Annotated in this window: 19 protein-coding genes; 15 read left to right on the plus strand and 4 right to left on the minus strand. The window is 69.1% G+C overall.

The genetic code is table 11. The annotated features are described in order from the left end of the window. The first annotated feature begins 43 nt into the window (after positions 1 to 43). From OV208_RS24625 to OV208_RS24635, 3 genes are all read left to right on the plus strand, one after another. Positions 44 to 4,228, plus strand: a complete 4,185-nt coding sequence (locus OV208_RS24625) for an MG2 domain-containing protein (protein ID WP_267576323.1) — start codon at positions 44 to 46, stop codon at positions 4,226 to 4,228. A 140-nt stretch (positions 4,229 to 4,368) separates the two neighbouring features. Next, positions 4,369 to 5,310, plus strand: coding sequence for a DUF808 domain-containing protein (locus tag OV208_RS24630; protein ID WP_267576324.1), 942 nt, complete (start codon positions 4,369 to 4,371; stop codon positions 5,308 to 5,310). Positions 5,311 to 5,499: 189 nt separating this feature from the next. Then, positions 5,500 to 6,405: a serine protease gene (locus OV208_RS24635; protein ID WP_267576325.1), complete on the plus strand. Its 906-nt coding sequence runs from the start codon at positions 5,500 to 5,502 to the stop codon at positions 6,403 to 6,405. A 31-nt stretch (positions 6,406 to 6,436) separates the two neighbouring features. Here the strand turns inward: OV208_RS24635 and OV208_RS24640 are convergent, their stop codons facing one another. Then, entirely contained in the window at positions 6,437 to 7,378 is a 942-nt protein-coding gene (locus tag OV208_RS24640) for a hypothetical protein (RefSeq protein WP_267576326.1), read from the minus strand. Between the two features lie 159 nt (positions 7,379 to 7,537). Here OV208_RS24640 and OV208_RS24645 point away from each other — a divergent pair, with 159 nt between their 5' ends. Together OV208_RS24645 and OV208_RS24650 are read left to right on the plus strand one after the other, a co-directional pair. Then, the gene (locus OV208_RS24645) at positions 7,538 to 9,490 is read left to right on the plus strand and encodes a DNRLRE domain-containing protein (protein WP_267576327.1); all 1,953 of its coding nucleotides are present in this window, start codon (positions 7,538 to 7,540) and stop codon (positions 9,488 to 9,490) included. An 87-nt stretch (positions 9,491 to 9,577) separates the two neighbouring features. After that, positions 9,578 to 10,450, plus strand: a complete 873-nt coding sequence (locus OV208_RS24650; RefSeq protein WP_267576328.1) for a class I SAM-dependent methyltransferase — start codon at positions 9,578 to 9,580, stop codon at positions 10,448 to 10,450. 1 nt (position 10,451) lies between these two features. Here OV208_RS24650 and OV208_RS24655 read toward each other — a convergent pair whose 3' ends face one another. After that, the gene (locus OV208_RS24655) at positions 10,452 to 11,429 is read right to left on the minus strand and encodes a hypothetical protein (protein WP_267576329.1); all 978 of its coding nucleotides are present in this window, start codon (positions 11,427 to 11,429) and stop codon (positions 10,452 to 10,454) included. A 151-nt stretch (positions 11,430 to 11,580) separates the two neighbouring features. On the opposite strand from OV208_RS24655, the gene OV208_RS24660 reads away from it, so the two are divergent. The 7 genes from OV208_RS24660 (at position 11,581) to OV208_RS41260 (ending at position 19,594) form a co-directional block, all read left to right on the plus strand. Continuing rightward, positions 11,581 to 13,254, plus strand: a complete 1,674-nt coding sequence (locus OV208_RS24660) for an ELWxxDGT repeat protein (RefSeq protein ID WP_267576330.1) — start codon at positions 11,581 to 11,583, stop codon at positions 13,252 to 13,254. Between the two features lie 145 nt (positions 13,255 to 13,399). Then, entirely contained in the window at positions 13,400 to 14,908 is a 1,509-nt protein-coding gene (locus OV208_RS24665) for an aldehyde dehydrogenase family protein (protein ID WP_267576331.1), read from the plus strand. Between the two features lie 503 nt (positions 14,909 to 15,411). Further along, positions 15,412 to 16,083 (plus strand): endonuclease/exonuclease/phosphatase family protein, encoded by a 672-nt coding sequence (locus OV208_RS24670; protein WP_267576332.1) that lies wholly within the window; start codon positions 15,412 to 15,414, stop codon positions 16,081 to 16,083. After that, the gene (locus tag OV208_RS24675; protein WP_267576333.1) at positions 16,080 to 16,751 is read left to right on the plus strand and encodes a hypothetical protein; all 672 of its coding nucleotides are present in this window, start codon (positions 16,080 to 16,082) and stop codon (positions 16,749 to 16,751) included. Before OV208_RS24670 ends, OV208_RS24675 begins: the two co-directional genes overlap by 4 nt. Then, complete coding sequence (locus OV208_RS24680) at positions 16,748 to 17,107, plus strand: hypothetical protein (protein ID WP_267576334.1); 360 nt, start codon at positions 16,748 to 16,750, stop codon at positions 17,105 to 17,107. Before OV208_RS24675 ends, OV208_RS24680 begins: the two co-directional genes overlap by 4 nt. Positions 17,108 to 17,155: 48 nt before the next feature. After that, complete coding sequence (locus OV208_RS24685; protein ID WP_267576335.1) at positions 17,156 to 18,079, plus strand: ADP-ribosylglycohydrolase family protein; 924 nt, start codon at positions 17,156 to 17,158, stop codon at positions 18,077 to 18,079. Positions 18,080 to 18,232: 153 nt separating this feature from the next. Then, on the plus strand, positions 18,233 to 19,594 hold the full coding sequence (locus OV208_RS41260) for a M57 family metalloprotease (RefSeq protein ID WP_324291407.1): 1,362 nt from the start codon (positions 18,233 to 18,235) through the stop codon (positions 19,592 to 19,594). A 99-nt stretch (positions 19,595 to 19,693) separates the two neighbouring features. Here OV208_RS41260 and OV208_RS24700 read toward each other — a convergent pair whose 3' ends face one another. Next, positions 19,694 to 20,431, minus strand: coding sequence for a class I SAM-dependent methyltransferase (locus OV208_RS24700; RefSeq protein WP_267576336.1), 738 nt, complete (start codon positions 20,429 to 20,431; stop codon positions 19,694 to 19,696). Positions 20,432 to 20,681: 250 nt separating this feature from the next. Between OV208_RS24700 and OV208_RS24705 the strand changes: the two genes are divergently transcribed. Next, positions 20,682 to 21,134 carry a hypothetical protein gene (locus OV208_RS24705; protein WP_267576337.1) on the plus strand — a complete coding sequence of 151 codons (453 nt, stop codon included), beginning with the start codon at positions 20,682 to 20,684 and terminating at the stop codon, positions 21,132 to 21,134. A gap of 54 nt (positions 21,135 to 21,188) precedes the next feature. On the opposite strand, the gene OV208_RS24710 is transcribed toward OV208_RS24705, so the two are convergent. Continuing rightward, positions 21,189 to 22,484: an MFS transporter gene (locus tag OV208_RS24710; RefSeq protein ID WP_267576338.1), complete on the minus strand. Its 1,296-nt coding sequence runs from the start codon at positions 22,482 to 22,484 to the stop codon at positions 21,189 to 21,191. A gap of 99 nt (positions 22,485 to 22,583) precedes the next feature. On the opposite strand from OV208_RS24710, the gene OV208_RS24715 reads away from it, so the two are divergent. Beyond that, positions 22,584 to 23,573: a LysR family transcriptional regulator gene (locus tag OV208_RS24715; RefSeq protein ID WP_267576339.1), complete on the plus strand. Its 990-nt coding sequence runs from the start codon at positions 22,584 to 22,586 to the stop codon at positions 23,571 to 23,573. 284 nt (positions 23,574 to 23,857) lie between these two features. Further along, complete coding sequence (locus tag OV208_RS24720) at positions 23,858 to 25,615, plus strand: serine hydrolase domain-containing protein (RefSeq protein ID WP_267576340.1); 1,758 nt, start codon at positions 23,858 to 23,860, stop codon at positions 25,613 to 25,615. Positions 25,616 to 25,668 lie beyond the last annotated feature (53 nt).

Here is a 25,668-nt window from a genome sequence, read left to right on the forward strand (position 1 = left end):
GGGGGCCTAGAACTTCCGGCCCGTCCGCCCGTTGAATGGCCCCATGTCCTTCTACGTCCCTCGTGCCCTGCACGTGCTCCTGACCCTGGGGTTCGCCACCCCCCTCGTGTTGCTGGCGCCTCGCGTCCTCGCGGCCCGGGCCACCACCCGCTCCCTGGGCGGCGCGGACCGGTACCTGACCCATGTCACCACCGACAAGCCGCTCTACCGGCCCGGGGAGCAGGTGCTGGCACGGGGCCTGATGCTGGAGGCCCTGAGCCGCAAGCCGTACGCGGGCTCGCTCCAGGCGCAGTTGGAGGTGCGGGGGCCCCGGGGCGACGTCGTCACCACCACCACGCTGTCCACGGCGGACGCCGTCTGGGGATACGCTTGGCCCATCCCCGCCGGTCAGGCCGGCGGCGAGTACACCCTGCGCGTCACCTACCCATGGTCGGGCGCGGCCCCCGCGGAGCGGAAGTTCGACGTGCGCGCCTACCGGGCCCCCCGGCTCAAGTCGCAGATTGAGTTCCTCCGGGATGGCTACGGACCGGGCGACACCGTCACCGCCACGCTGGACGTGAAGCGCGCGGAGGGCGGCGTGCCCGAGGGCGCGAAGGTGACGGCCACCGCGCTCGTCGACGGCGCCACCGCGGCGAAGGTGCCGTGCACGGTGGATGGCAAGGGGCGCTGCACGGTGAGCTTCCCGCTGCCAGCGGCGATGGAGCGCGGCGAGGGCACGCTGGCCTTCACCATCGAGGATGGCGGCGTGGTGGAGTCCGCGGCGAAGACCATTCCCATCCTCCTCCAGACGCTGGACCTGGCCGTATACCCGGAGGGCGGCGAGCTGGTGGCGGGGCTCACGTCGCGCGTCTACTTCGAGGCGCGCACGCCCGCGCGCAAGCCGGCGGACCTGACGGGCCGGGTGGTGGAGGTGGGCTCCGGCAAGGTGGTCGCCCGCATGCGCTCGGAGCACGAGGGCCGTGGCCGCTTCGAGCTGACCCCGCAGGAGGGGGTGCGGTACGCGCTGCGCATCGACGCTCCGTCCGGCATCCAGAAGAGCTTCCCGCTGCCCGAGGTGAAGCCGAGGGGCGCCGTCATCCGCGTGCGCGAGGACGTAGTGCCCGCGGGCAAGCTGGTGCAGCTCGCGGTGGGACTGACCGGCGTGGGCCGGGCGACGGTGACGCTGAGCCAGCGCGAGGTGCGCGTCGCCTCGGTGGTGCTCGGGGACTCGAAGGGCGGGCCGGTGACGCTGGACCCGGGAGAGGCGGACGGCGTGCTCGTCGCCACGGTGTGGGACCACGACGGACGGCCTGTCGCGGAGCGGCTGGTGTTCCGCCAGCCCTCGAAGGAAGTGAAGGTCGAGCTGAAGGCGGACCGCACGCGCTACGTGCCCGGCGGCCCGGTGCAGCTCACGGCCCGGACGACGCGCGACGGCAAGCCGGTCTCCGCGCTGGTGATGCTCACCGTCACGGATGACGCGGTGCTGGAGCTCCAGGAGAAGCGCGACCAGGCCCCGCAGCTCCCGGTCATGGTGCTGCTGGAGCCCGAGGTGAAGGAGCTGGCGGATGCGCAGCTCTACCTCGACGCGAAGAATCCCAAGTCGAAGCTGGCGGTGGACCTGCTGCTGGGGACGCAGGGCTGGCGGCGCTTCGCGCTGACCGACACGCAGGGCTTCCTCGCCCGGCATGGTGACGCGGCGATGCGCGTGCTCGCGGTGCGCTGGCCGCAGGAGCCCGTCCAGAAGCCCCGGCCGGCCAGCAGCAGGGGCGGTCGGGTCGCCTCCGCCGCCGCCGCGAAGGGCGGGATCGTGCAGCCGATGATGGAGCGGGAAGTCATGGACGAGGACGATGGGGTCGCTGGCGAAGGAGCCGCCATGGGAGGTGTGATGCCCGAATTGGCCAAGGCCGCCGCCCCGGCTGCGGCGCCCCCGGCCCGGGAGCCCGCGGCGCCCGTGGTCGTGGCTCCGGCGCCCATGGCCCCGGCAGCCCTCCAGGCCGTCGCGCCCGAGGCGATGGCGGAGGAGGAAGCGCCGATGATGGACAAGGCCCGCGCCAAGCGGGACATCAACTTCGATGACAGGAGGAGGGTCCTCCGGAGACCGACGGTCTACTTCCGCGAGTTCGCGCACACGCTGCGCCCCAACCGCAAGGCGGGAGACCGGGTCGACTTCGCGGAGACGCTCTACTGGAACGCCGGCGTGCGCACGGATGCCCGCACCGGCGAGGTGAGGGTGTCCTTCGCGATGAGCGACTCGGTCACGACGTTCAAGGCGTTCGCGGGAGCGGTGGGTGGTGACGGAGCGCTCGGCTCGGCGGTGGCGGAACTGGAGTCGGTGCAACCGTTCTACGCGGAGCCCAAGCTGCCCCTGGAGGTGACGTCGGGGGACGTGGTGCGGCTGCCGGTGGCGCTGGTGAACGGGACGGAAGGGAGACTTTCGGGCGCGGGGGTGAAAGTGGAGCTGAAGGGCGACGTGAAGGTGACGGGCGGAGGCACGCAGGACCTGGCCTCACAGGCGCGGGCCCGGCAGCTCTTCTCCCTGGAGATTGGCCAGGACGCGAAGCCGGTGGACGTGAAGCTCACCGCGAGCGCGGGCGAGTACACGGACGTCGTCACCCGCACGCTGTCCATCAAGCCCCGGGGCTTCCCGGGCCGCGTGTCCTTCGGCGGGCTGCTGTCCTCCAAGGAGCCGGTGGTGCACCGGGTGGTGCTCCCCGAGAGCGTGGTGCCCGGCAGCGTGCGGACGTCCATCGCCCTGTACCCCGGCCCGCTGGCCAACATGACCGAGTCGCTGGCGCGCCTCATCCAGGAGCCCTCCGGCTGCTTCGAGCAGACCAGCTCCACCACGTACCCGATGACGATGGCACAGCAGTACTTCCAGACGCACACCGGCGTGAACCCGGAGCTGGTGGCGAGCGCGAAGGAGAAGCTCGAGCGCGGCTACCAGCGGCTGGTGGGCTATGAGACGTCGGAGAAGGGCTACGAGTGGTTCGGGCAGAACCCGGGCCACGAGGCGCTGACCGCGTTCGGCCTGCTGCACTTCACGGACATGCGTCAGGTGCGCGAGGTGGACACCGCGATGCTGGAGCGCACGCGCGAGTGGCTCCTCCAGCAGCGGGACGGACAGGGCGGCTTCAATCGCAAGCGCCGCGCGCTGCACGTGTGGGTGGAGGACGCGGACACGTCGAACGCATACATCCTCTGGACGCTGCTGGAGAGCGCGAGCAATCCGGCCTCGCAGGCGAAGCAGTTGTCACAGGAGGTCGCCACGGTGAAGGCCGCGGCGGCGAAGAGCACCAACAGCTACGTGGTGGCGCTGGCGGCCAACGTGATGGCGCTCGCGGGTGACACCGCCGAGTCCCGGTCGCTGATGGGCCGGCTCGCGTCCCTGCAGGCCAAGGACGGCGTGGTGGGCGGCGCGACGCAGTCCATCGTGGGCAGCTCCGGGGAGACGCTGAACATCGAGACCACCGCGCTGGCGACGCTGGCGTGGATGCGCGCCCCCTCCCACGTGAGCAACGTGGAGCGGGCGATGAAGTTCCTCGCGGAGTCCAGCGACGGTGGCCGCTACGGGGCGACGCAGAGCACGGTGCTCGCGCTGCGCGCCATCATCGCCTACGACAGGGCCAGAGCGTCGAAGCTCATCCCGGGCCTGGTGCGCGTCTACGTGGAGGGCCGTCCGGTGGGTGAGCCCATGCGCTTCGACGGCACCACGCAGGAGGCCCTCAAGCTGCCCGACGTGAGCGCGCTGCTCGGAGCGGGCGAGCGCCGCGTGGAGCTGCGGATGGAGGGCGGCGCGGAGCTGCCGTACTCGGTGGAGGTCACCTACAGCGCGCTGATGCCGGCCAGTTCGAAGGACACGCAGGTGACGCTGGAGGCGACGCTGGCGAAGACGGAGCTCACCGAGGGCGAGCCCACCGAAGCGCGGGTGGTGATTGCCAACCGCACGGGCCAGCGGCTGCCCACGGCGGTGGCCATCTTCGGCGTGCCGGGCGGGCTGGAGGTGCGGCACGACCAGCTCAAGGAGCTGGTGAAGCGGCAGGTGGTGGATGCGTACGAGGTGCTCGGGCGCGATGTGGTCCTGTACTGGCGCGGCATGGAGCCCAACAAGCGCATCAACGTGCCGCTGTCCCTGGTGGCCGCGGTGCCCGGCACGTACACGGGCCCGGCCAGCCGCGCGTACCTGTACTACGCGGACGAGCACAAGACGTGGACCCAGGGCGTGAAGGTCTCCATCGCCCCGAAGCCGTAGCCACGTCGGACGCAGGGGGGCCTGTCGAGGGTCGGGGCTGGGGCCTGGGGGCGGGCAAGGCCCGTGCCCCGGGCCTCCCGCTGTGATAATCCGCGCTTGCCGCAAGGCGATGACCCACACCTCCAGCCCGGACGACTTCCATGGCAGGCAGCAGCCTGATTGCGCTCCTCGACGACATCGCGACCATCCTGGATGACGTCTCCATCCTGACGAAGGTGGCGGCGAAGAAGACGGCGGGCGTGCTCGGAGACGACCTGGCGCTCAACGCCCAGCAGGTGACGGGCGTGAAGGCGGACCGCGAGCTGCCGGTGGTGTGGGCCGTGGCGAAGGGTTCGTTGGTCAACAAGGCCATCCTGGTGCCGGCGGCGCTGGCCATCAGCGCGCTGGCGCCCTGGCTGGTGACCCCGCTGCTGATGGTGGGCGGCGCCTTCCTCTGCTTCGAAGGCTTCGAGAAGATCGCGCACAAGTTCCTGCACAGCAAAGAGGAAGACGACGCGCACCGCACCGAGCTGCGCGAGGCGCTGGTGAATCCGAGCGTGGACCTGGTGGCGCTGGAGAAGGACAAGATCAAGGGCGCGGTTCGCACCGACTTCATCCTGTCCGCGGAGATCATCGCCATCACGCTGGGCACCGTGGCGACGGCGGCCTTCGCCACCCGCGTCTCGGTGCTGGTGGGCATCGCCCTCATCATGACCGTGGGCGTGTACGGGCTCGTGGCGGGCATCGTGAAGCTGGACGACGCGGGGCTCTATCTCAGCCGCCAGTCCGGAGGCTTCCAGCGCGGCCTGGGCGCGGGCATCCTGCGCGGGGCGCCGTGGCTGATGAAGTTCCTCTCCGTCGCCGGGACGGCCGCCATGTTCCTGGTGGGCGGCGGCATCCTCGTGCACGGCGTCTCCACCCTGCACCACGCGGAGGAGTCCTTCACCGCCTGGGCCAGGGGCGTGCCGGGCGTGGGCAGCATCCTGGGCGGGCTCGCCCCCATGCTGCTCAATGCCGCGGTGGGGCTGGGCACAGGCGCCGTGCTGGTGCTGCTCCTCACCCTGGGCCAGAAGGTGATGAAGGGTCGGGGCGCGAAGAAGTAACGCGTCTTCGGGCGCAAGCGCTGGGAGCAGCCTGGCTCCGCTGCTGCGGCTGACGCGTCCCGAGAACCGGTTGACGTGTCAGCCAGCCCGCTTCTCCACGCAACGGTGCACGGCTTCCCTCGAAGGCGCTTCGCATGCGCGTGGCGTGCGGCTTGCTATCAGCCTCTCCACTTGAAACAGGAGAGGTCGATGCGCTTGGGGCGTGCGGTTGTCGTCGCGGTGGGTCTGCTGGGCTGTGGGGGTGCGGAGCTGGACAGCGTCGAGGCGCTGGACAGCGTCGGACAGGAGATCGTGGGAGGCGTCGAAGCGCGTCCAAACTCCCACCCCTGGATTGTCAGCCTGCAAATGGGTGAAAGCCACTTCTGTGGTGGCTCCCTTGTCAGGATCGGCGCCAGGGAGGAGAGCAATATCGTCATCACGGCGGCCCATTGTGTCGCGGATGGCCTCCCTGACACGGTGGTCGCTGGGGCTCATGATCTGACGCGGCCCACGTCCAGCCAGGTTCGTGTCCGCGTCAAGCGCGCGGTCTCTCATCCGAACTACGACCCGGAAACGACGATGAACGATATCGCCGTCCTCCAGCTCCAGACCCCCATCAAGTTCGGCGCATCCATGGCCGGGGGTTGCGGCCAATCCCCCCAGATGCGCCCCAATCTGACGCCTCAACTCGCGTCTGGATTCGCCATCGGGCCTGTTTGCCTTCCGGCCGCGGGCGAGCAGGTTCCAGACAATACGATGGCAACGAGCGCGGGCTGGGGCCTGACCAGGGAGGGGGGCTACGACACGTCAGACATCTTGATGCAGGTGGGAGTTCCCACTGTGAACTCCAAGCAACTGGCGCAGATGTACGCTCCGCAAGGTATCAGCATCGACCCGAAGGCCATGCTCGGGGCTGGGTACGCCCAAGGGGGGAAGGATTCGTGCCAGGGTGACAGTGGAGGGCCGCTGGTCATCAAGGGGGCTCGCGGTTACACACTCCAGGGAATCACGAGCTTTGGCATTGGCTGTGCGAGGCCGGGCCTGCCGGGTGTCTACGCCCGGGTCTCCAACTACATCCCGTGGATCAACCAGCAGATCAAAACCTACGGGCAATAGGACGCTCGCGAGGTTTCGCGGCGTGTCGCCGTCACTGCTTCGGCGCGGGCTTCTGCGCCGGGGTGTTGCGCAGGTCCGCGCGCACCACGGCGTCACCGAAGCGCTCCACGTTGGTCAGCCACGCCGCTGCGTTCTTCACGTAGCGCGCGGTGCCTGCCGTGTCCCACTTGTTGTAGAGGCGCGTGAAGCCGCCATCGAAGATGGCCCGCTTGCCGCCGTTGTCATAGAAGGCCGCCACCATGTTGCCCGCCGAGCCATGAAGCAGCGGTGTGAGCTGCGGGTTCGGCTGGATGGTGGCGATGGTGATGCCCTCGTAGAGGTACTCCAGGCCGGTGGTGAGCAGGTGCCGGCGCAGCAGCCCCGGACCCGCCCCGTCCTTGCGCAGGCCGACCGTCTGGTCGCCGATGACGTTCCCCTGCATGCTCGTGCCCAGCAGCGCCTCGCCCACCACGTTGGCGTCGGCGTAGTAGGGCTCGTTGTCGCCCCAGATGTACACGCCGTGTCCCGCGTCGAAGAACTCCTTGATGACCTTCACGTGCTCGGGCGTCAGGCGCCGCGTCGAATCGGAGATGATCCACAACTGGCACGCCTTCTGGAGCCCCTTGCGCAGCTCCTGGGGGCTTGGCGCGCTATTGACCCAGCGGTACACGGAGAAGCCCTTCTCCTTCAGCGCGGCCTTCGGCAGCGAGAAGTCGAAGTCCATCGTATAGAACTGGAGCACCGCCACCGTCTGACCGTCGAAGGCGCCGTCCACCGCGAGGTCGTTCTGGTTGCCGCCCGCGTTGCCAAAGCCGTCGCGCGCCGCGGGGCGCACCTCATCGCGAACCTCCTTGGTGCCGTCATCGCGCGTCACCTCCTTCCGAACGCGCTCCATGGGAGCGTTTTCACCCGCCACCTTGTTGTACTGCGCGAGGGCAGGCGTGGAGGACAGGACGAAGGCAATGCAGCAGAGCAGCGGGCGGAGGGCACGCACGAGAGAACCTCGACGGGAGGAAAGGACGCTGCACCTTCCACGCACGGCCCCGCGAAAAGTTCTTCCGCCCGTGCGCTGCGTGGACGCAACTGAGCGACACGCCGCGCGACAACATCTCCTGCGGAAGGTATTTCTACTTTTCCAGATATCGGAGTGGGCGTGAGCATCTCGATGTGGCGGCGCCGGCTGGCGCTTGTTCTTGTTCCCTGCACCCTCGTCGCGTGTGGCGGCCCTGAGCTGTCAGACGCGGCGGCTGTCGACACCGTCCATGAGCAGCACGGTGCGCTCGCCGCGGACGTGACGGTGTCCTTCCAGCGGGGCGTGTCACCGTCGTCGAGCTACGCGGGCGTCTCCGACACGTGGCTCCAGGAGGGCCTGCCGTCCACCAACGCGGGCGCGGACGCGCTGCTGCGGATGGACCGTGACTACCCGTCGTCCAGCGGGCAGAGCGCCAACGCCCTCTTGCGCTTCGACCTGGGCACCCTCCCTCCGGGCGCGACGGTGCGCTCCGTCAAGCTGACCCTCAACGTGACGAACCGCACGAGCGGAGAGGGCTTCTTCCTCTACACCGCGGGCCGTGACTGGAACGAGGCGCAGGCCACCTGGGCGCGGGCGAACTCGGCCAACACCTGGAGCACGCCGGGCGCACGCGGCGCGACGGACCGTGGCTCCAGCGTGCTAGGGACCCTGCTGCCCGCCGCCACCGGCCCCTACACCGTGACGTTGGGCGCGGCGGGCATCGCCGCGGTCCAGGCGTGGGTGGACAATCCCGCGACCAACCGTGGCTTCGTGCTGGATGCCAACACGAACATGGACGGACTGGACCTCGCGTCCTCCGAAACCGCCACCGCTTCACAGCGGCCGCAGCTGACCGTCACCTACACGCCCGGCTTCGTCCACCCGGGGCTCCACGTCTCCAGGGCCCAGCTCGACTTCGTCCGGGCGAAGATTGGCGCCGGTGCGCAGCCATGGCTCGCCCAGTTCAACAAGGCGGCCGGTGGCGCGTACGCGAACACGGCCTGGACGCCGAAGCCCGTCCCCACCATGCAGTGTGGCAACGGCGGCAGCACGGTGGACATCGGCTGCTATGACTCCCGGCAGGACGCCCTGCACGCCTATACGCTTTCGCTGCTCTGGTATCACACGCGTGAGCAGCGCTACGCGGATGCCACCATCCGCATCCTCGACGCGTACGCCAACACGCTCCAGACCATCCTCTTCATCCAGGGTGACAACAGCACCTACAACGGCCCGCTCCAGGCGGCCTGGCTGGCGGAGCTGTTCCCTCGCGCGGCGGAGATCATCCGCTACAGCGGCGCGGGCTGGACGGAGGAGAAGGCCAACCGGTTCGGCGACATGCTGAAGCTCGCGGTGCTCCCCCGCATCACCAACGGCTGGCCGGGCGGAGGCTCCAACTGGAACAACTCCATGACGAACGGCGTGATGAACATCGCCGTCTACACGAATGACAAGGCGCTGTTCGACAAGTCGCTCGGCATGTGGCGCCAGCGCGTGCGGGAGACCTACTACCTGACGAGTGACGGCGCGCTGCCCGTGTCGGCGCCGGATCAACGCAACGCGGACGGGAGCTGGAAGAGTGGAGCGATGCTCAGCGCCTGGCGCGGCCAGACCGAGTTCGGCACGGCGCGCGTCAATGGCATCTCCATGGAGGCGTGCCGGGACTTCGGCCATGCGACGATGTCGATTGCCTCCATCTCCCAGGCGGCGGAGACGGCGCTCCTCCAGGGCGTGGACCTCTACTCCGAACAGGAGACCCGGCTCATCGCGAGCGCCGAGTTCATGGCCCGGTTCCTGGTCCCCCATGCCCCGGACAAGAACGCCCAGCTCACCATCCCCGTCGACTCCTGGCTGTGCGCGCGCCGGAGCGAGTACGTGACGAAGAACGGCCAGGCCGTGCCGAACAACACGATGGAGATGCAGATCCTCCCGACCTGGGAGATCCTCTTCAACCACTACGTGACGCGCAAGGGTCGCTCCATGCCTTCCACGGGAGCGCTCCTCCCCCGCGTGCGCGCGGGCGGCTCGTTCACGGACCTGCAGATCTCCTGGGAGACCCTCACGCACGCAGGTGTAGGCTCGGTGGGGCTGTAGCCGGAAGGCCGCGAAAGAATCTGCACTGTGCAGGCGCCCCGTCGGGAGACTTCACGGCGGGGCCCCCTGCGATTCGAGACGCACGACATGAGCGACACCTCACGTGAGCAACAGGAGGCATCCCGGGCCCGGATGGTTGAGTTCTGGCGCGAATACGATGCGATGGAGGCGCGGCTCTCGCGCCCCCTGACCGAGCGCATGCTCGACCTGGCCGGTGTCTCGCGGCGAATGCACGTCCTGGATGTCGCCTGTGGACGAGGCGAGCCCGCCGTGCCGGCGGCCCACCGCGTGGGTCCAGAGGGCCGGGTGCTCGGGATCGACCTGGTGGACGGAGTGCTCGAACTCGCCCGGCAGCGGGCGCGGCAAGAGGGCCTGGAGAACATCGCGTTCCAGGTGGGCGACGCCGAGGCGCTGCAGGTCGGAGCGCGGATGTTCGACGTGGCCACCCTGCGCTGGGGCTTGATGTACATGCGCGCGCCCGAGCGGGCCCTCGCGTCCATCCACCGCGCACTGAAGCCCGGCGGCGCGCTCGTCATCGCCTCATGGGCCGAACCGGCGCGGGTTCCCTGGGCATCGCTCGCCCGCCGGATCCTCGAGCGCTATCGCGAGGTCCCTCCCCTTCCGCGCGCCGATGAGCCCGGGGTGTTCCGCCACGCGGACCCCGCGGGTCTGGAGACAGCCCTCGCGAGGAACGGCTTCTCGGTGGAGGCGTCCGAGGAGCTGGAGGTCCCCATCGTGGAGGCCCACGATGCGAGCGACATCGTGACCTGGATCCGGCAACTGGGCGGGCCCGTGGTGGAGCTCGTGGGCGAGCTGCCGGAGCCGCAGCAGCGGGCGTGGGAGGCGGCTCTCCTTGCCGAACTGGAGAGCCGTCGCACAGGAGACAAGGTCACCCTGGGGGGCGTGACGCGGCTCACCCTGGGAACCGCGCTCGCGGCGGGCCCCTCCGAAGTGCGCTGACCTATTCCTCGCGCCTGGCTCGGGTCTTGAGCAGGAGTTCATCCATCACGGACGAGAACTTCCGGGGATCGAAGCCCTTGTCCGGGGAGAGTGCCTGCTCCGCCACGGAGAACTGCTCGACGAGCTGCCGAAGCGGGTGCTCCATGTACTGCCGATACGACTCGTAGGTCTTCTTGCGCAACGTGTCCTTGTAGGCCCGCTCGTTGTCCCTCCAGACCTCGCTCCGGTAGCGGTGATTCACGCCTTGCTCGAGCATGCCCTGCTCGAACCGTTGCTGGATTTGCCCGAGGAACGTCAGCAGGAATGCCTTTGCCTCCTGCTCCCGGTGGAAGACCCGCTCCAGGCCGAAGGAGTCCATGCCCACGAGGACGTGGTACGTGAGGCCATCCAGCGCCTGCGCCTGATTGCGCTTCGCCTTGCGCCAGTTGACGAGCTCCTCGCCGTAGAACGTGGACTCGAGGTCGTGCGTGCGGAGGAAGACATGCATCGTGTCGCGGCAGCTCGCGGCGACTTCGACATACCGGGCGGAGAGGGTGTCCCAGAGCGCGCCTTGCGGTCCCCAGTCGTCGCTGCCGAGCCAGATCTTGAACTGGGGGTTGGTCATCTTGTCCAGGATGCCGCCGTACACGGTGCTCTCCAGCGTGTCGTAGCCCTTGCCACGCACGTACTGGCTGACCTGAAGCCCTCCAGACCAGAGGGCCAGCGGCGTGCCGGAGACCGAAGGCATCATCAGGTCCCGGGCCCTGGCTCCAACCAGCGTGTCCAGGGCGACGAACTCGGGGACGGGCAGGTTCCAGGCGTTGACGGCGATGAACTCGGCCCGGCGCTGGAGCCCTCGGATGATGAGCTCCCACGAGTCCTGGATGAAGGCGGGTTGCACCCGCGCGTCGCGGCAGCGGCGCTCGTACTCCTTGAAATGAGGGTGGGTGGTGGGAAAGCGCACGATCTCGGCCCAGTTCACGTCGGCGCTCGGTGGCATGAGCGGAGAACCTAGCACCGCTGCGACAGCCAGCTCCCCTCCGCGTGCACTGCCTGACGCAGTGCCAGCACTTCGCGCACGGTCGACTTCACACGGAGGCGCGACAGATTAGGCGCCGCTGTGGGTTGGGGAACAACCGAGGGGAGTCGTGATGAAACGACGAAGCGCCTGGCTGTCATTGACGGGGCTGTGCACGCTGCTGGCCGCCTGTGGCCCGACGGAGGCATGGGAATCGGAGGGCCCGCACGACGCATCGGCGGTGAAAGCAGGGTCCACCGAGGAGCGGCCCCTGCCCGAGGCGAGGGAGCGTGGGCGGGGCTGCGGCTGTCGGTCCCCCACCTTCATCGCGGACCTCACCCCAGGCTCGGAGGGTTCGGACATCCGGGACTTCAGGGACCTAGCCGGGACGCCGCTCGTCAACACCTACAACGGGGAGCTCAACGCCCTGTGGAAGCTGGTGGAGCGCAGGGCCCCGGACTGCGCTGTGCCCGCGTGGGACGCGATCCTCCTCAAGGGTGGCCTGGGGGGCCCGCCGTTGCTCTTCGGCTCCGTCGTCATTGGCCGGACACTGTTCTTCGCCGCCGACGACGGCGTGCACGGCCTGGAGTTGTGGAAGACGGATGGCACGCCCGGGGGCACGGTGATGGTGAAGGACATCGCTCCGGGCCCCGGAAGCTCCGAGCCGCTGCGGTTCCTCGCGGTGGGTCGGACGCTCTACTTCGTCGCCGACGATGGCGTGCACGGCTTCGAGCTGTGGAAGAGCGACGGCACGCCGGGCGGCACCCGCCTCGTCGAGGACATCTTCCCGGGACCGGACAGCGGGTTCCCGAACTTCCTCGTGCAGGCGGATGCCAACACGCTGCTCTTCAACGCGGATGACGGCGTGTACGGGCGCGAGCCGTGGAAGAGCGACGGCACCCGCGCGGGCACCCGGTTGGTGGAGGACCTGGTGTTCGGGCCCCTCGGCTCCGACCCCACGCCCTTCCAACGACTGACAGGCAACAGGTTCCTCTTCATCGCGGAGGTCGACGGGCACGGCCGCGAGCTGTGCAGGACGGATGGAACCCCTGGAGGCACCGGCCTGGTCAGGGACATCAACCCAGGGGCAGGTGAGTCGTCCATCCCGACGCTGACCATCGTGGACGGGCTGGCGTACTTCAGTGCCAATGACAGCCGCCACGGCCAGGAGCTGTGGAAGAGCGACGGGACCCCGGCCGGGACGATGCTGGTGGAGGACATCCTCCCCGGTCCCGGCAGTTCGGCGCCCATGAGCCTGGTGCGGGTGGGGACCGACCAGGTCTTCTTCGCCGCGAATGACGGCGTGCACGGCCGCGAGCCCTGGCGCTCCGAGGACTCCGCGCGCCACACGCTGCTGCTGGCGGACGTGTGGCCAGGGCCCCAGTCGGGGGTCGAGCGTGGGACGGCGGCGAACGGCACGGTCTATTTCTTCGGCCAGAACCCCACGTATGGCCATGAGTTGTGGGTGACGGATGGCACCCGCACCCGGACCCGCCTGCTGAAGGACATCAATCCGGGACCCGCGAACGCCTTCTCGGGTGACCCCAACGACCCCCTGGCCGTGGGCAGCGGGCTCATCTTCGATGCCTTCGAGCCCGTCCACGGTCGCGAGCTGTGGTGGACCGACGGTTCGACTCGAGGGACGCGCATGACGGACCTCAACCCGGGGCCCCAGAACTCCTCTCCGTATCGCTTCACGCGCCTGCGAAAGTGGGTCTTCTTCTCGGCGGACGACGGCGCGCACGGCCAGGAGCCCTGGGCGCTCCCCGTGAAGTGCTTCCCGGAGACGGACGACGGCGGGCCTTGAGGGCCACGCACCCTCCCACCGGGCCCTTGTCTGCCTGCCCAGACACATGGCGCGCGCATGACGATATTGCGGTCATGCCGCGGCTTGTCATGAGCCGGGGCTTCAGCGGATTCAGAGTGAATCCGACGCGCGAGGAGGTGCACCCATGCTGAATACCGAACTTGTTGGCGAACCCCTTCCTCATCTTGAAAGCGGTCGCCTGCTGGCAGAGGCCCGGAGGGCCGTCCCGGAAGCCTTCGACACCCAGGGACGGCTGCTCTCGCCCATCGCCGGAAGGTGGGCCCGGCCGCCCGCCTGGTTCAATGCCATCTCACCCATCGACGGCAGCGTCCTCGCGGAGCTGCCGCTGCTTGGCGCTGGACAGGTCGCCGCGGGCGTCGAGCAGGCAGCGGCGGAGTTCGCGCCCTGGGCGGCCCGTCCGCTCGAGGACCGCGCCCGAGCCGTCATGGAGGCGGTGGTACAGCTCCAGGCGCACCGTGACCTGCTCGTCCGGCTCCTGGCGTGGGACATTGGCAAGACACTGCCCACGGCCGCCAACGACGTGGACCGGTGTCTCGCGGGCATCGCCTGGTACCTGGGGCAGATGGGAACGATGGTCGACGGCCGCAAGCCGCTCGGCCTCGTGTCGAACATCGCCTCCTGGAACTATCCCTTTTCCGTGCTGCTGCTCAACGTGCTCGTCCAGACGCTCGCGGGCAACTCGGTCATCGCGAAGATTCCGACCCAGGGCGGCGGTGTCTCACTCACCCTCGCCTTCGCCCTGCTGCGCCGCGCGGGCCTTCCTGTCTCGCTCGTCGGCGGGCGCGGACGGGATCTCTCCGAGGCGCTCGTCGGTCACCCTCGCATCGCGGGCGTCGCCTTCATCGGCGGTCGCGCCAACGGCGCCGAGGTCCACCGCCGCCTGCGCGAATCGGACAAGCGCTACGCGCTGGAAATGGAGGGCGTGAACGCCTACGCCATCACGCACTTCACGGACTGGGACACGCTCGAAAGACAGATTCGAGCGGGCTTCGACTTCGGCAAGCAACGCTGCACCGCCTACACGCGCTGGGTCGTCGAAAAGTCGCTCGTCCCGAAGTTCGTCAGGACCTATATCGACGCCGTCTCGACGTTGCGCGTCGGCAATCCGGTCCTGGGCGCGCCCGTGGACTTCGGGCCGCTCATCGCCCCCAGCAAGGCCGAGGAACTCCGCGCCCTCATCGAGGAAGCGCGGGAGCTGGGCACGGCGGTGCTGTATCAGGGTGAGCTCGCGGAGGACGCCTTCACCGCGCGGCAGGAGCGGGGCGCGTATCTGCCGCCCACCCTGCTCTTCGGCATCCCGCGAGACAGTGAGCTCTACCTGCGCGAGCCCTTCGGCCCCGTCGACCTCCTGGTGTCGGTGGACTCCGAGGAGGAGCTGGTGCGTGAGGCCAACGTCTCCAACGGCGCGCTCGTGGCCTCGGTGGCGACGGACGACCCCGAGCTTGCCCAGCGCATCGCCGCGCGGCTCCACGCCTTCAAGGTCGGCATCAACGCGCTGCGCTCGCGCGGCGACCGCGAGGAAGCCTTCGGCGGCAAGGGTGGTTCGTGGGCGGGCGCCTTCGTTGGCGGAACGCATCTGGTGCGTGCTTTCACCGACGGCCCCCATCCCATGGAAGGCAACTGGCCGGATTGAGTTTCAGCCCTCGGGTCCCCAGGAGACGCCCCCCCAAGGAGCGAGCCCTGGGGGCCCGAGGTGGGCTTGGAGCCAATCGAGGCGTGCGCTCCTTCATCGCCCCTGCTCCCTCCTGAGGGAGCGGCGCATCGCTCGGTGCCGCGGTGGAATCATCGTCCCCCCGCACCGTTCTTGTGTGCGATGAATAAGTCATTGCAAAGCAATCAAGCACGCCGGGCCATGCAGTGAGTGGCCCCCCCCTACGACAGGCCTTTCAGCGAAGGCTGGCGTCCAGGCAGGAGGCAATGCCTGGAGTTGGGCCGGCGGCGCGGACGGGCGCTCACAGGAAGCACCCTCCCCGCAAGGGACCGCTCGTCGCACTGCCGTGCACCCTCCTGCTGCTCACGCTCCTGACCGGGTGCCCGCTCGCGGAAAACTACGCCGATGAGAGCGGCCCGCGATACAGCGGAGACCATCGGACTCCTGATTCCGCCTCCGCGGCGGTCCCCTCCTCGCTCACCGTCGTGACGTTCAACCTCGCCTTCGCCGAGAACGTCACCGAGGCCATCACCGCCCTCACGAGACCTCCGCTCGCGGACGCGGACGTCATCGTGATGCAGGAGATGGACGCGCCCGCCGTGGAGAGGATCGCCAGCGAGCTTGGGCTGACCTACGTCTACTACCCCGCCTCCGTGCAGGTGGACGGCGGTGACTTCGGCAATGCGGTGTTGAGCCGGTGGCCCATCACCGCGGATTGGAAGCTCGGCCTTCCCCATGACGACCCGTACCGCAAGCAGCACCGCATCGCCGTCGGCGCGACGGTGGACGTCGGAGGGACCCCCGTCCAGGTGGTCTCCGTGCACAACGCGACCCCCATCGTCGGGCTCGGCGGACGGCTCGATCAGGCGGAGACGATCATCAACGCGGTCGACGGAAGGGAGCCGTTGCAGGTCATCGCTGGCGACTTCAACACCTCCGACCCGGGGAGCCTCGGCCAGACCGTGAAGCTGTTCTCGGAGCGGGGCTACCAATGGTCCTCGGAAGGCGTGGGGGACACCGTGGACTCCATGATCGGCGGCCTGCCGCTCGACTCCGTCTTCACCCGGGGGCTCACTCCCGTGGAGCGCGGCGTGGACAGGCGTCCCGCTGGGAGCGACCACCATCCGGTCTGGGTCCGCTTCGCGTGGCCGCAATGACGCCGCGGCACGCACCGCGGGCCCTGTGGGTGCTGGGGCTGCTCCTCTTCGCCCCCGGCTGTCTGAGCGGAGCGCGGAACCTGGGCGCGGCGACGACCCCCGTGGGAACGACCGAGGTCGGCGTCTCCATGAATGCGATTGCCTTCGAGCGCGGCCGGGAACGGGCGTATCTGCCCAATCCCGAGCTCACCTTCCGCAAGGGGGCCGGCGACAACTGGGATTGGGGCGGTCGCCTCACGCTCCTGGGCCTCGAACTCGGGACCCGGCATCGGCTCGTCGAGCACTCCCCCTGGACGTTCTCGGTCGCCCCGAGCGCGGGTGTCTGGTTCGTGCCCGTCACCAACAACTCCACGGAGCCCGTCAATCTTCGCCTCGGAGCACAGGCGCTGCTCGACTACCGGATCAATCCCACGTGGACCCTCACCGGGGGAGCCTCGCTGATGGGGACCTTCGCGGGACCGCTCACCGTCTTTCAAGGCAGGTTCAACGGCTCGCACCTGCTGGCCTCACCGGGCGCGTCGCTGGGCGTTGCATACCGGCTGAATCCGTCACTGGAGCTGCGAGCAGAGGGCGGCCTCGAACTCCCGCTCGACCTGAGAGAAGGCCGCCGTCAGCCCACCGGTTATCTCGGGCTGTCACTCCGGTGGGGACGCGCCAGCCGCCGATGACGAAAGCGGGCCCCGCTCCCCCGGTGCGGTCCGTCTTGTCACTGGCGCCGGTGCTGGCCCAGGTCGGCAGGCGCAACTTCGGCGAATGGAGCCAGTTGAAGGCGTTGATCCAGCAGGGCGAGGCCAAGGTGCTCGAACAGGTTCAGCGCGAAGGCGGGGTGCTGTCGCACGAAGAGGTGGTCGTGGCGCGCGACTGGTTCAAGGCCAACCCCGTGTATTTCCAGTTCAAAGACATGCCCCGTCCCGTGCAGGTTCGGGTGATGAGCTCCCTGCCGCCCTACGTGGGCGTGGATTTTGGCGATGGGGACAACGCCACGTTCGACCCGGACACGATGCTCTGCACGTTCTCGGACTGAGGTAGGGATGACAGGGTGCGCCGGCCTCGGCGTGCTTGGAGGCATGGCGTGAACAATCCCCTACTGAAACCGATGGATGCCGCGGCGCGGATGGCTCGCGCCCTTGTCTCGCTGGACGGCGTGTCCGTCGGGGATGCCTTTGGCGAGCGCTTCTTCGGCCCGCACGAACTCGTGCAGCCCTGGGTGGAGCAGCGTGCCGTGCCCCGCGCACCCTGGGCATACACCGACGACACGGAGATGGCGCTGTCCGTCGTCCAGGTGCTGGAAGACCACGACCATGTCGACCAGGACGTGCTCGCGAGCCTCTTCGCGAAGCGCTACCGCCGCGACAAGAACCGTGGCTATGGCGGCACCGCGCACGACATCCTGTGGAAGCTGGGGCTCGGGCTGCCCTGGCGTGAGGTGTCCGCGGAGGTCTTCGAAGGCCAGGGCTCCATGGGCAACGGTGCGGCCATGCGCGTCGCCCCCCTGGGTGCGTACTTCGCGGGAGACCTGACCCGGGTGGTGTCGGAGGCGCGCGCGTCGGCGGAGGTGACGCACCTGCACCCGGAGGGACAGGCGGGAGCCATCGCCGTCGCGGTCGCCGCCGCGTGGGCCTGCCAGTGGCCGGAGGCCCGCGGCTCCGCGACGGAGCTCTTCGACACGATGCTGGACTGCACGCCCGCCGGAGCCACACGTCAGGGGTTGGAGAAGGCCCGGTCCTGGCCGCTGGACACCAGCCCTTCCTCGGCGGCGCGCACGCTGGGCAGCGGCCAGAAGGTCCTCTCCGAGGACACCGTGCCCTTCGCCGTGTGGTGCGCGGCAAGGCACCTGGACTCCTTCGAGGAAGCCCTCTGGTGCACGGTGGCCGGCTTCGGGGACCGGGACACCACCTGCGCCATCGTGGGAGGAATTGTCGCCCTGAGCGCGGGGCGCGCTTCCCTGCCCGCGCCGTGGCTTGCCGCTCGGGAGCCCCTGCGCCGACGGGTGTGACGCGGCTGGCTATTCCATGATTGTAGACTAAACGAAGTTTGCTGTTTTGTGGCTGTCTGTCCGAGAGTTGCCAATGTACAGGTGCGTGCGGTCGCGGCTGGAATCCCAGGCGGACGCGGCCAAGCCTTGTCATCCCTCGAAAAGGAAGCCCCAATGCGTAAGCTTTCAATGGCGTTGTTGGTCGGTGCCACCCTCGTCGGCTGCGGAGGCGACCCGGAGGCCGAGAGCCAGGAGATCGTCTCCAACCTGATTGAAGCTGGGTTTCCGGCCAATGACATCATGGTCGCCGACGGTGCCGTGTACGTGGGCCGTGACGCTCACGTGACCCTGGAGGCGTCCCGCGAGATGCTCCAGGCCCCCGAGGGCAGCGCGGAGCAGTACCGCACGACCAACCTCGTCGGCTCGGGCGTGACGAAGATCTGCATCAACCCCACCGCCGATTTCAACAGCTATACCAACCTGAGCCAGGGGCTCGACCAGGCCATCTCCAACTACAATGAGCGGGGTCTGCGGATCACCTTCGCACGCGGCCCGGCCACCGACTGCACCGCGACCATCACCGCGCAGACCACGACCGGCACCGGCGGCCAGGCGGGCTTTCCGTCGGGCGGCCTGCCCTACGGGAACTTCTTCATCGGCACCGGCCTGCAGGCCTACAGCGTGGACGTGAACGAGCACGTCATCACCCACGAGGTGGGCCACGCGATCGGCTTCCGCCACTCGGACTACTACAATCGCAGCATCAGCTGCGGCGCTGGCGGCGACGAGGGAGATGCTGGCGTGGGCGCCATCCTCATCCCCGGGACGCCGACCACGGCGACCTTCGGCGGGTCGATCATGAACTCCTGCTTCAGCGCGAACGAGACCGGCGAGTGGACCAGCTCCGACCTCACCGCGCTGGATTTCCTCTACCCCGGCGCGGCGGTCGCCAACTGCTCGAGCTACAGCTTCACGTCCTACCGCGGGCAGAACGGGCAGCAGATCCGGTGTAATTGCGCGGCGGTGAGCAGCGGGTCCGTGTGGGGGACGGACCTCTACACCGACGACTCGAATGTCTGCGTGGCCGCGGTGCATGCCGGTGCGATTCCCACCACCGGAGGAACGGTGCTCGTCACCATCCAGCCGGGACAGGGCAGCTACACGGGCACGACCCGCAATGGCATCACCACGTCTTCCTATGGCGCCTGGGCGGGGAGCTTCTCCATCAGCGGCCAGACGCCCGCTCCGAGCAGCTGCTCGAGCTACAGCTTCACGTCCTACCGCGGGCAGAACGGAACGCAGGTCCGGTGCGGCTGCCCGGCGGTGAGCACGGGGTCTGTGTGGGGGACGGACCTCTACACCGACGACTCGAATGTCTGCGTGGCCGCGGTGCACGCCGGTGTGATTCCCGCGACGGGCGGAACGGTGCGCGTCACCATCCAGCCGGGGCAGAGCAGCTACACGGGCACGACCCGCAACGGCATCACCACGTCTTCCTACGGCGCCTGGTCGGGGAGCTTCTCCCTCAGCCTGTAGTCGTCACGCTGGCACGAGGTCCGGTCGGTGAAGGCGCCACCGGGTCCTCGTCACCCACAGGGCCCTCCGGGGGTAGCAACTCCCGGGGGGCCATGCGGCTCACCGCTCGCAGCGCAGCGCTACCGCGTGCGGGTTGTCGAGATAGTCCTGCCAGAACGCCTGACCGAACCGGGAGAGGCCTTCGGGGGAGCACTCGGGCTGCATCCAGGTCAGGTTGCGGAAGCCCGCTTCGCGCAGCGCCTGCTCGTGGGTGGCGCGGCTCCAGTAGGTGAAGTGGATGGTGAAGGGACTCTTCGTGTGCAGCTCCGCGGAGATGGCCTGCGCCTCCCGAGGGGCCTCCGGGAAGTCCAGCATCGTGATGCCATAGCGGGTGCTGTTGGGGCCCTTCGCGCTGAACCCGGGGTTGAACGCATAGGTGACGAAGTGGCCCCCCGGCTTCAGGTGGGAGTGGATGTTCCGGCACATCCGCAGCAGGTGTTCGGGCGAGTGCGCGTAGTGCAGGAGATAGACGGCCGTCACGCAATCAAAGACACCCAGCGGGGCCATGTCCGCCACATCCGCCACGTGGTACTCGATGCCCAGTGGCTGGTCCGCTTCGTATCGCCGGGCGCCGCCAATCATCTCCTCCGAGATGTCCACGCCGACCACCCGGTTCGCGCCTCGCGCCTTGAGCTGCCGCGTGTACAGCCCGTCGCCACACGCCAGGTCCAGGACGGTTCGCTGCTCCACGGAGCCGAGCGCTTTGAAGAAGGTATGGCCCTCGATGTACTCCGAGCGCACGGGCAGGACATCCCAGTCCGCGACCCTCGCTCCAATCTGGTCATACTGCGCCGACATTTCGCACGACCTTTCCAGGCGATGACAGGCAGGCCCGGGCATCGTGTCACCCCTGGTGACTGGGAACATCAGCCCGTGACGGGAGTCACCAGGGCGGCCCCGGTTGGCGGGAGCGGGGCCATCCGCATTCCAAACAAGATCAACGACTTGTGAGCGCCCTGCCGGGGCCAAGGCGCTGGCATGCCGGCTGCTATGGGAGTCCCCGTCGCTGAACGCAACACACCCTCCCTTTCCGAAAAAGAGCCCCGCCATGAGCATCTCCTCCGTTCGCAGCAGCCCCGCCGCGATGAGCCGCACGCCCGCCATGGAGTCCCCTGCCCTGCGCGCGCCCAGCCTCCCGGGCGCCGTGGATGCCTCCGCCTCCGGGACGAAGGCGAGCGCCAAGGGCTCTCCCCTGATGGACGCGCTGAAGATGGACGGCTTCGACGCCGGTGGCGCGGGCAAGGCGGAGTCGCTGGGCAAGCTGCTGGAGAGCGCCCTCTCGGTGCTGAGCGGCATCACCCAGCTGCTGCAGACCGTCGCGCAGGGCGTGCAGGGGGCGACGGGGGCCCAGGGCGCTTCGGGCGGCTCTCCCTTCTCCGACAGCTTCCAGGGCGCGGAGGAGAAGTCGCCCGTGTCGCTCGACGCCAGCTCGGCGTCGCAGGAAACGAACCCGCTGCAGGGCATGATGGCCAGCATGAGCCAGGTCCCGAGCCTGGAGTAGTTGGACACAAGCCGTTCCGGGTCACCACCGCGCGGAAGGTCCCACGGTGGTGGCTCAGCGGGCCGTGCGCGCTCCCGGAAACAGGCGGACCCCCAGGGCCGCCAGCGCGGAGGCGGTCGCCAGCAGCGTCACCGCCAGCCAGCCCCACCGGGCCAGCACGAAGCTGCCGGTCGCCGCGCCCACCGACATCCCGATGAACATGCCGACGAACAGCACCGCGTTGAGCCGGCTGCGTGCGGCGGGGTCGATGCCGAAGACAATCGTCTGATGCGCCACGAGCATGATCTGCGCACCCAGGTCGAAGCCGATCGCGCTGGCGGCAATCAGCCACAGCCGGTGGTTCGGTTCCAGCCAGGGCACCGCGAACATCGTGGCGAAGGAGAAGGCAGCCAGTGCGCCGCCCAGGCGGGTGACCACCTCCGGGCCGAAGCGATCCGCGACACGGCCCGCGATGGGCGCACCCAACGCCCCCGCCGCGCCCGCCAGACCGAAGGCACCTGCGGCCGCGCTCCCCAGGTGGAACGGCGCGCCATGCAGCATCACGGCGAGCGTGGACCAGAATGCGCTGAAGCCAACCGACACCAGCCCCTGCGACAGCGCCGCGCGGCGCAGTGCACCGTGCTTGCGCCACAGGCTGGCGAGCGACCCCATCAGGGCACCGTAAGAGAGCGTGTTGGTCGGACTGAAGCGAGGCAGGCCGCGCCAGGCCGCCACACCGACCAGGGCCACGCTGGCGGCGGCGACCATGTACATGGCGCGCCAACCGAAGTGTTCGGCGACCACCCCGCTGATGACGCGGGACAGGAGGATGCCGAGCAGCAGGCCGGTCATCACCGTCCCCACCACCTTGCCGCGCTCATGCTCGGGGGCCAGGGTCGCGGCGGCCGGCACGATGTCCTGCGCCAGGGTCGCCGTCAGGCCGACGGCGAAGCTCATCACCCACAGCAGGCTGATGCCCGGGGCGATGCCGCCCAGCAGCAGCGCCACGCTCAGCAGGGCGGCCTTGAGGAGGATGATGCGGCGCCGGTCGAAGCGGTCACCGAGGGGCGTCAGCAGCAGGATGCCCAGCGCGTAGCCCAACTGGGTGAGCGTGGGCACGAGGCCCACCGCGGTGTCGGAGGCGCCGATGCTGGCCCCCATCACGCCCAGCATCGGCTGGCTGTAATAGATGGACGCCACCGACAGTCCGGCGCCCGAGGCCAGCAGCAGGCGCAGGCCGCTCGACATGGGCTCGCCGCCGACGTGGCTGGCCGTCGCGGACCGGGACGAAGGGGCCTTGGCGGCGAGAGCCGCCACGGGCGGCGGGCTGCTCCCTTCGGCGCTTCCATGTACGGGACGAATGAAGGACATGTGAGTCTCCCTGGCGCTGCGAGTCGAAGCAACAGTGCGCCAGAGGAGAAGGAGACGGTAGTAGCGTGCTCCGCACAGCGGTTATACGTCCTACGTATCATGCCCAGACCTTCCAAGCCGGCCCGGCCGCGTGTCCCCCCGAAGCGGACTCCCCCTCCCGCCGCGCCGGCCACCGCCGACCGGCTGGAGCTGATGCAGACCTTCATCCGCATCGTCGACGCGGGGAGCCTGTCCTCCGCCGCCGCGCAACTGGGCACCACGCAGCCGACGGTGAGCCGCCGGCTCCAGGCGCTGGAGCGCTCCCTGGGGCTGCGGCTGCTCCAGCGCTCCACCCATGCGATGAAGCTCACCGAGGACGGAGCGCGCTGCTACGAACGGGCGAAGGAGTTGCTGGCCAGTTGGAACCTGCTCGAAGCCGACCTGCGGGGCGCGAGCGACGAACCGGAGGGCACGCTGCGGGTCGTGGTGCCCCATGCGTTCGGGCAGCAGTTGCTGGTGGAGCCGTTGACGGAGTACCTGCATCGCCACGCGCGGGTCTCCGTCGAATGGCTGTTGCACGACCGGGCAGTGGACTTCGTCGCGGACGGTATCGACTGCGCGATCCACATGGGCGAAGTGCATGACCCCAGCGTGGTGGCGATCCGCGTGGCCGAGGTCCCGCGCATCGTCGTGGCCGCGCCGTCGGTGCTGGAGGGCGTCCCCATGCCGACCCATCCCGACGAGCTCGCACGGCTGCCCTGGCTGTCCCTGCGCACGTTCTACCGCAACGAAATCTCACTGACCCACGTGGAGACCGGCGAGGTGCGGCCCATCGTCTTCCATCCGCGCGTGAGCACGGACAGCCTCTACGCCGTCCGCAGCGCCGCGGTGAAGGGCCTGGGCGTCTGCGTGGCCTCGGCCTGGGTGCTCCAGGAGGACCTCGCGCGGGGCCGACTCCTGCACCTGGTGCCGGAGTGGCGGGCCGCACCCCTGCCCATGTATCTGCTCTATCCGCAGGCGCGGTTCCATCCCGCGAGGCTGCGCAGGTTCGTGGAGTTGATGCGGGAGACGATCCCCGCGGCCCTGTCGGTGGCGACGCATGGAGGCTGAGCCGCCGCTCACGCGGGGGCTGGAGCGTCGGCAGGGCCCGCGGTGGACGTGTCATGGAGGTCCCAGGGCAGGGAACCCATCGTGGTGCTCGCGGGCGGCAGCCAGGCCGCGAAGCCTTCGCAGCCACCGCGAGACGTTCCAGCCCCCGCACTGACAGGCGGCCCGTTCGCCGCACGCCGGTGCCCGTTCACCGCAGGCCCGGACCCAGCGGCTGAACACGCCCCCTGCGCGGTGCCCGCGCGGGCAGGGTGTGTCCCACAACCCCTTTGCCCGGAAGGCACCTGATGCCGCGCAGGTCACTCGTGTCGTCGCTTCTGTTCCTCGGTCTCACGTGCACCCCCATCACCGCGCTGGCCTCGCGGCCCGAGGGCATCCGAGCGCGGGCAGCGGACACCCTGCCCAAGGACCGCCATCAGCAGGTGGACGCCCTCTTCGCGCCCTGGAGCAGCAAGAGCACGCCTGGCTGCGCGGTGGGGATCTCACGCGACGGCGCGCTGGACTACGCGCACGGCTACGGCATGTCGAACCTGGAGTACGACGTCCCCATCACGCCGCAATCTGTCTTCCTCATCGCCTCCATCTCCAAGCAATTCACCGCATTCGCCATCGGACTGCTGGTGCAGGAGGGCAAGCTGTCGCTGGACGACGACCTCCGCAAGCACCTGCCGGAACTGCCCGACCTGGGCAAGACCCTCACCCTCGCGCACCTGATCCACCACACCAACGGCCTGCGCGAACAGGGCCAGTTGCTGAATCTGGCGGGCTGGCGCGGCGACGACCTGTACACCGAAGCAGACATCCTCTGGGCGTTGAGCCGGCAGCGCGGTTCGAACTTCGAGCCGGGCTCGGAGGTCGTGTATGGCAATGCCGCGTACACGTTGTTGGGGGTGATCGTGCGGCGCGTCTCCGGCAAGTCGCTGCGGGCCTTCGCCGACGAGCGCATCTTCCAACCGCTCGGCATGACCGACACCCGCTTCCGCGACGACCACACCGAAATCGTGCCTCGGCGCGCATCGGCCTACAGCCCCCGCGAGGGTGGTGGCTGGCGGATCAGCGTCCCCCATGCCGACTACTACGGCTCCACCGGCCTGTTCACCACGATCGGTGACCTGCTGAAGTGGGAGCAGAACCTGCTCGACGCGCGCATCGGCGGGCAGGCGCTGATGGCGTGGATGCAGACCTCCGGAAGATTGAACGACGGCACCGCCACGGGTTATGGCGGGGGCCTGCGGTTGGCGGGCTATCGCGGCCTGCGCATGGTGAGCCACGACGGCATGGACGGCGGCTACCGCACGGAGGCCCTCCTCTTTCCGGACCAGCGGCTGGCCATCGTCGCGTTGTGCAACGGCGCCACCCTCATGCCCTCGGAGCTCACGCGGAAGGTGGCCGAGGTGTATCTGGGCGACCGCATGAAGAACGTGATGCCGCCCGCCGTGAAGCTTTCAGAGGCGGAGCTGACGGCGCGGGTCGGCAACTACTGGAGTCCCTTGACAGATGAAGTGGTTCGGCTGGAGGTCAAGGACGGAGCGCTGCGTCAGGTCGGCATGCCCACGGCCTTCGTGCCCATGGGCCAGGGTGCGTTCCGGCCCGGCGAGTCGATGCACGTGTGGCGCTTCTCAGCGCCGAGCGCCGGGGCCCCGCACGGGCTGAGCATCCAGGACTCCTGGCCGACGACGAGGGACTTCATCCGGGTGACCGCGCCCCTCCCCGCGAGTCCGGCGTTGGCATCCTTCGAGGGGCGCTACCACAGCGACGAGGTCGACATGACGTACACGGTGCGCGTCGCGGACGGCAAGCTGGTGATGCGTTGGCCACGCCGGGACGAGGTCGTCCTGGAAGCTGTCGGCGGGGACCGCTTCGTGGGCTCGCTCGGCACGGTCACGTTCACGCGGGCGGCCTCCGGTGGAGTCGACGGGTTGATGTTCAGCAGTCGTCGCCTGCGCCGCCTGCGCGCGGAGAGGCTCGGGGCAAGCCATCGCGGAAACATCGGAAGTTCACCTACGGACGCGAGCAACCTGCCCCCCCAGGCCTCCCGAAAATGAGGTAGGGGGTCCTATGATCTGTATTCGCGCTACTGCTCTCTGCTGCATCGTCG

The sequence above is a fragment of the Corallococcus sp. bb12-1 genome (assembly GCF_026626765.1).
GTDB classification, from domain to species: domain Bacteria; phylum Myxococcota; class Myxococcia; order Myxococcales; family Myxococcaceae; genus Corallococcus; species Corallococcus terminator.

Excerpts from the sequence above, each read along its gene's own strand:
- OV208_RS24665 (WP_267576331.1), top strand. The coding sequence starts at position 13,400 with ATGCTGAATACCGAACTTGTTGGCGAACCCCTTCCTCATCTTGAAAGC.
- OV208_RS24700 (WP_267576336.1), bottom strand. The coding sequence starts at position 20,431 with ATGTCGGCGCAGTATGACCAGATTGGAGCGAGGGTCGCGGACTGGGAT.
- OV208_RS24630 (WP_267576324.1), top strand. The coding sequence starts at position 4,369 with ATGGCAGGCAGCAGCCTGATTGCGCTCCTCGACGACATCGCGACCATC.
- OV208_RS24650 (WP_267576328.1), top strand. The coding sequence starts at position 9,578 with ATGAGCGACACCTCACGTGAGCAACAGGAGGCATCCCGGGCCCGGATG.
- OV208_RS24715 (WP_267576339.1), top strand. The coding sequence starts at position 22,584 with ATGCCCAGACCTTCCAAGCCGGCCCGGCCGCGTGTCCCCCCGAAGCGG.
- OV208_RS24675 (WP_267576333.1), top strand. The coding sequence starts at position 16,080 with ATGACGCCGCGGCACGCACCGCGGGCCCTGTGGGTGCTGGGGCTGCTC.
- OV208_RS41260 (WP_324291407.1), top strand. The coding sequence starts at position 18,233 with ATGCGTAAGCTTTCAATGGCGTTGTTGGTCGGTGCCACCCTCGTCGGC.
- OV208_RS24625 (WP_267576323.1), top strand. The coding sequence starts at position 44 with ATGTCCTTCTACGTCCCTCGTGCCCTGCACGTGCTCCTGACCCTGGGG.
- OV208_RS24635 (WP_267576325.1), top strand. The coding sequence starts at position 5,500 with ATGCGCTTGGGGCGTGCGGTTGTCGTCGCGGTGGGTCTGCTGGGCTGT.
- OV208_RS24655 (WP_267576329.1), bottom strand. The coding sequence starts at position 11,429 with ATGCCACCGAGCGCCGACGTGAACTGGGCCGAGATCGTGCGCTTTCCC.
- OV208_RS24720 (WP_267576340.1), top strand. The coding sequence starts at position 23,858 with ATGCCGCGCAGGTCACTCGTGTCGTCGCTTCTGTTCCTCGGTCTCACG.
- OV208_RS24705 (WP_267576337.1), top strand. The coding sequence starts at position 20,682 with ATGAGCATCTCCTCCGTTCGCAGCAGCCCCGCCGCGATGAGCCGCACG.
- OV208_RS24680 (WP_267576334.1), top strand. The coding sequence starts at position 16,748 with ATGACGAAAGCGGGCCCCGCTCCCCCGGTGCGGTCCGTCTTGTCACTG.
- OV208_RS24710 (WP_267576338.1), bottom strand. The coding sequence starts at position 22,484 with ATGTCCTTCATTCGTCCCGTACATGGAAGCGCCGAAGGGAGCAGCCCG.
- OV208_RS24660 (WP_267576330.1), top strand. The coding sequence starts at position 11,581 with ATGAAACGACGAAGCGCCTGGCTGTCATTGACGGGGCTGTGCACGCTG.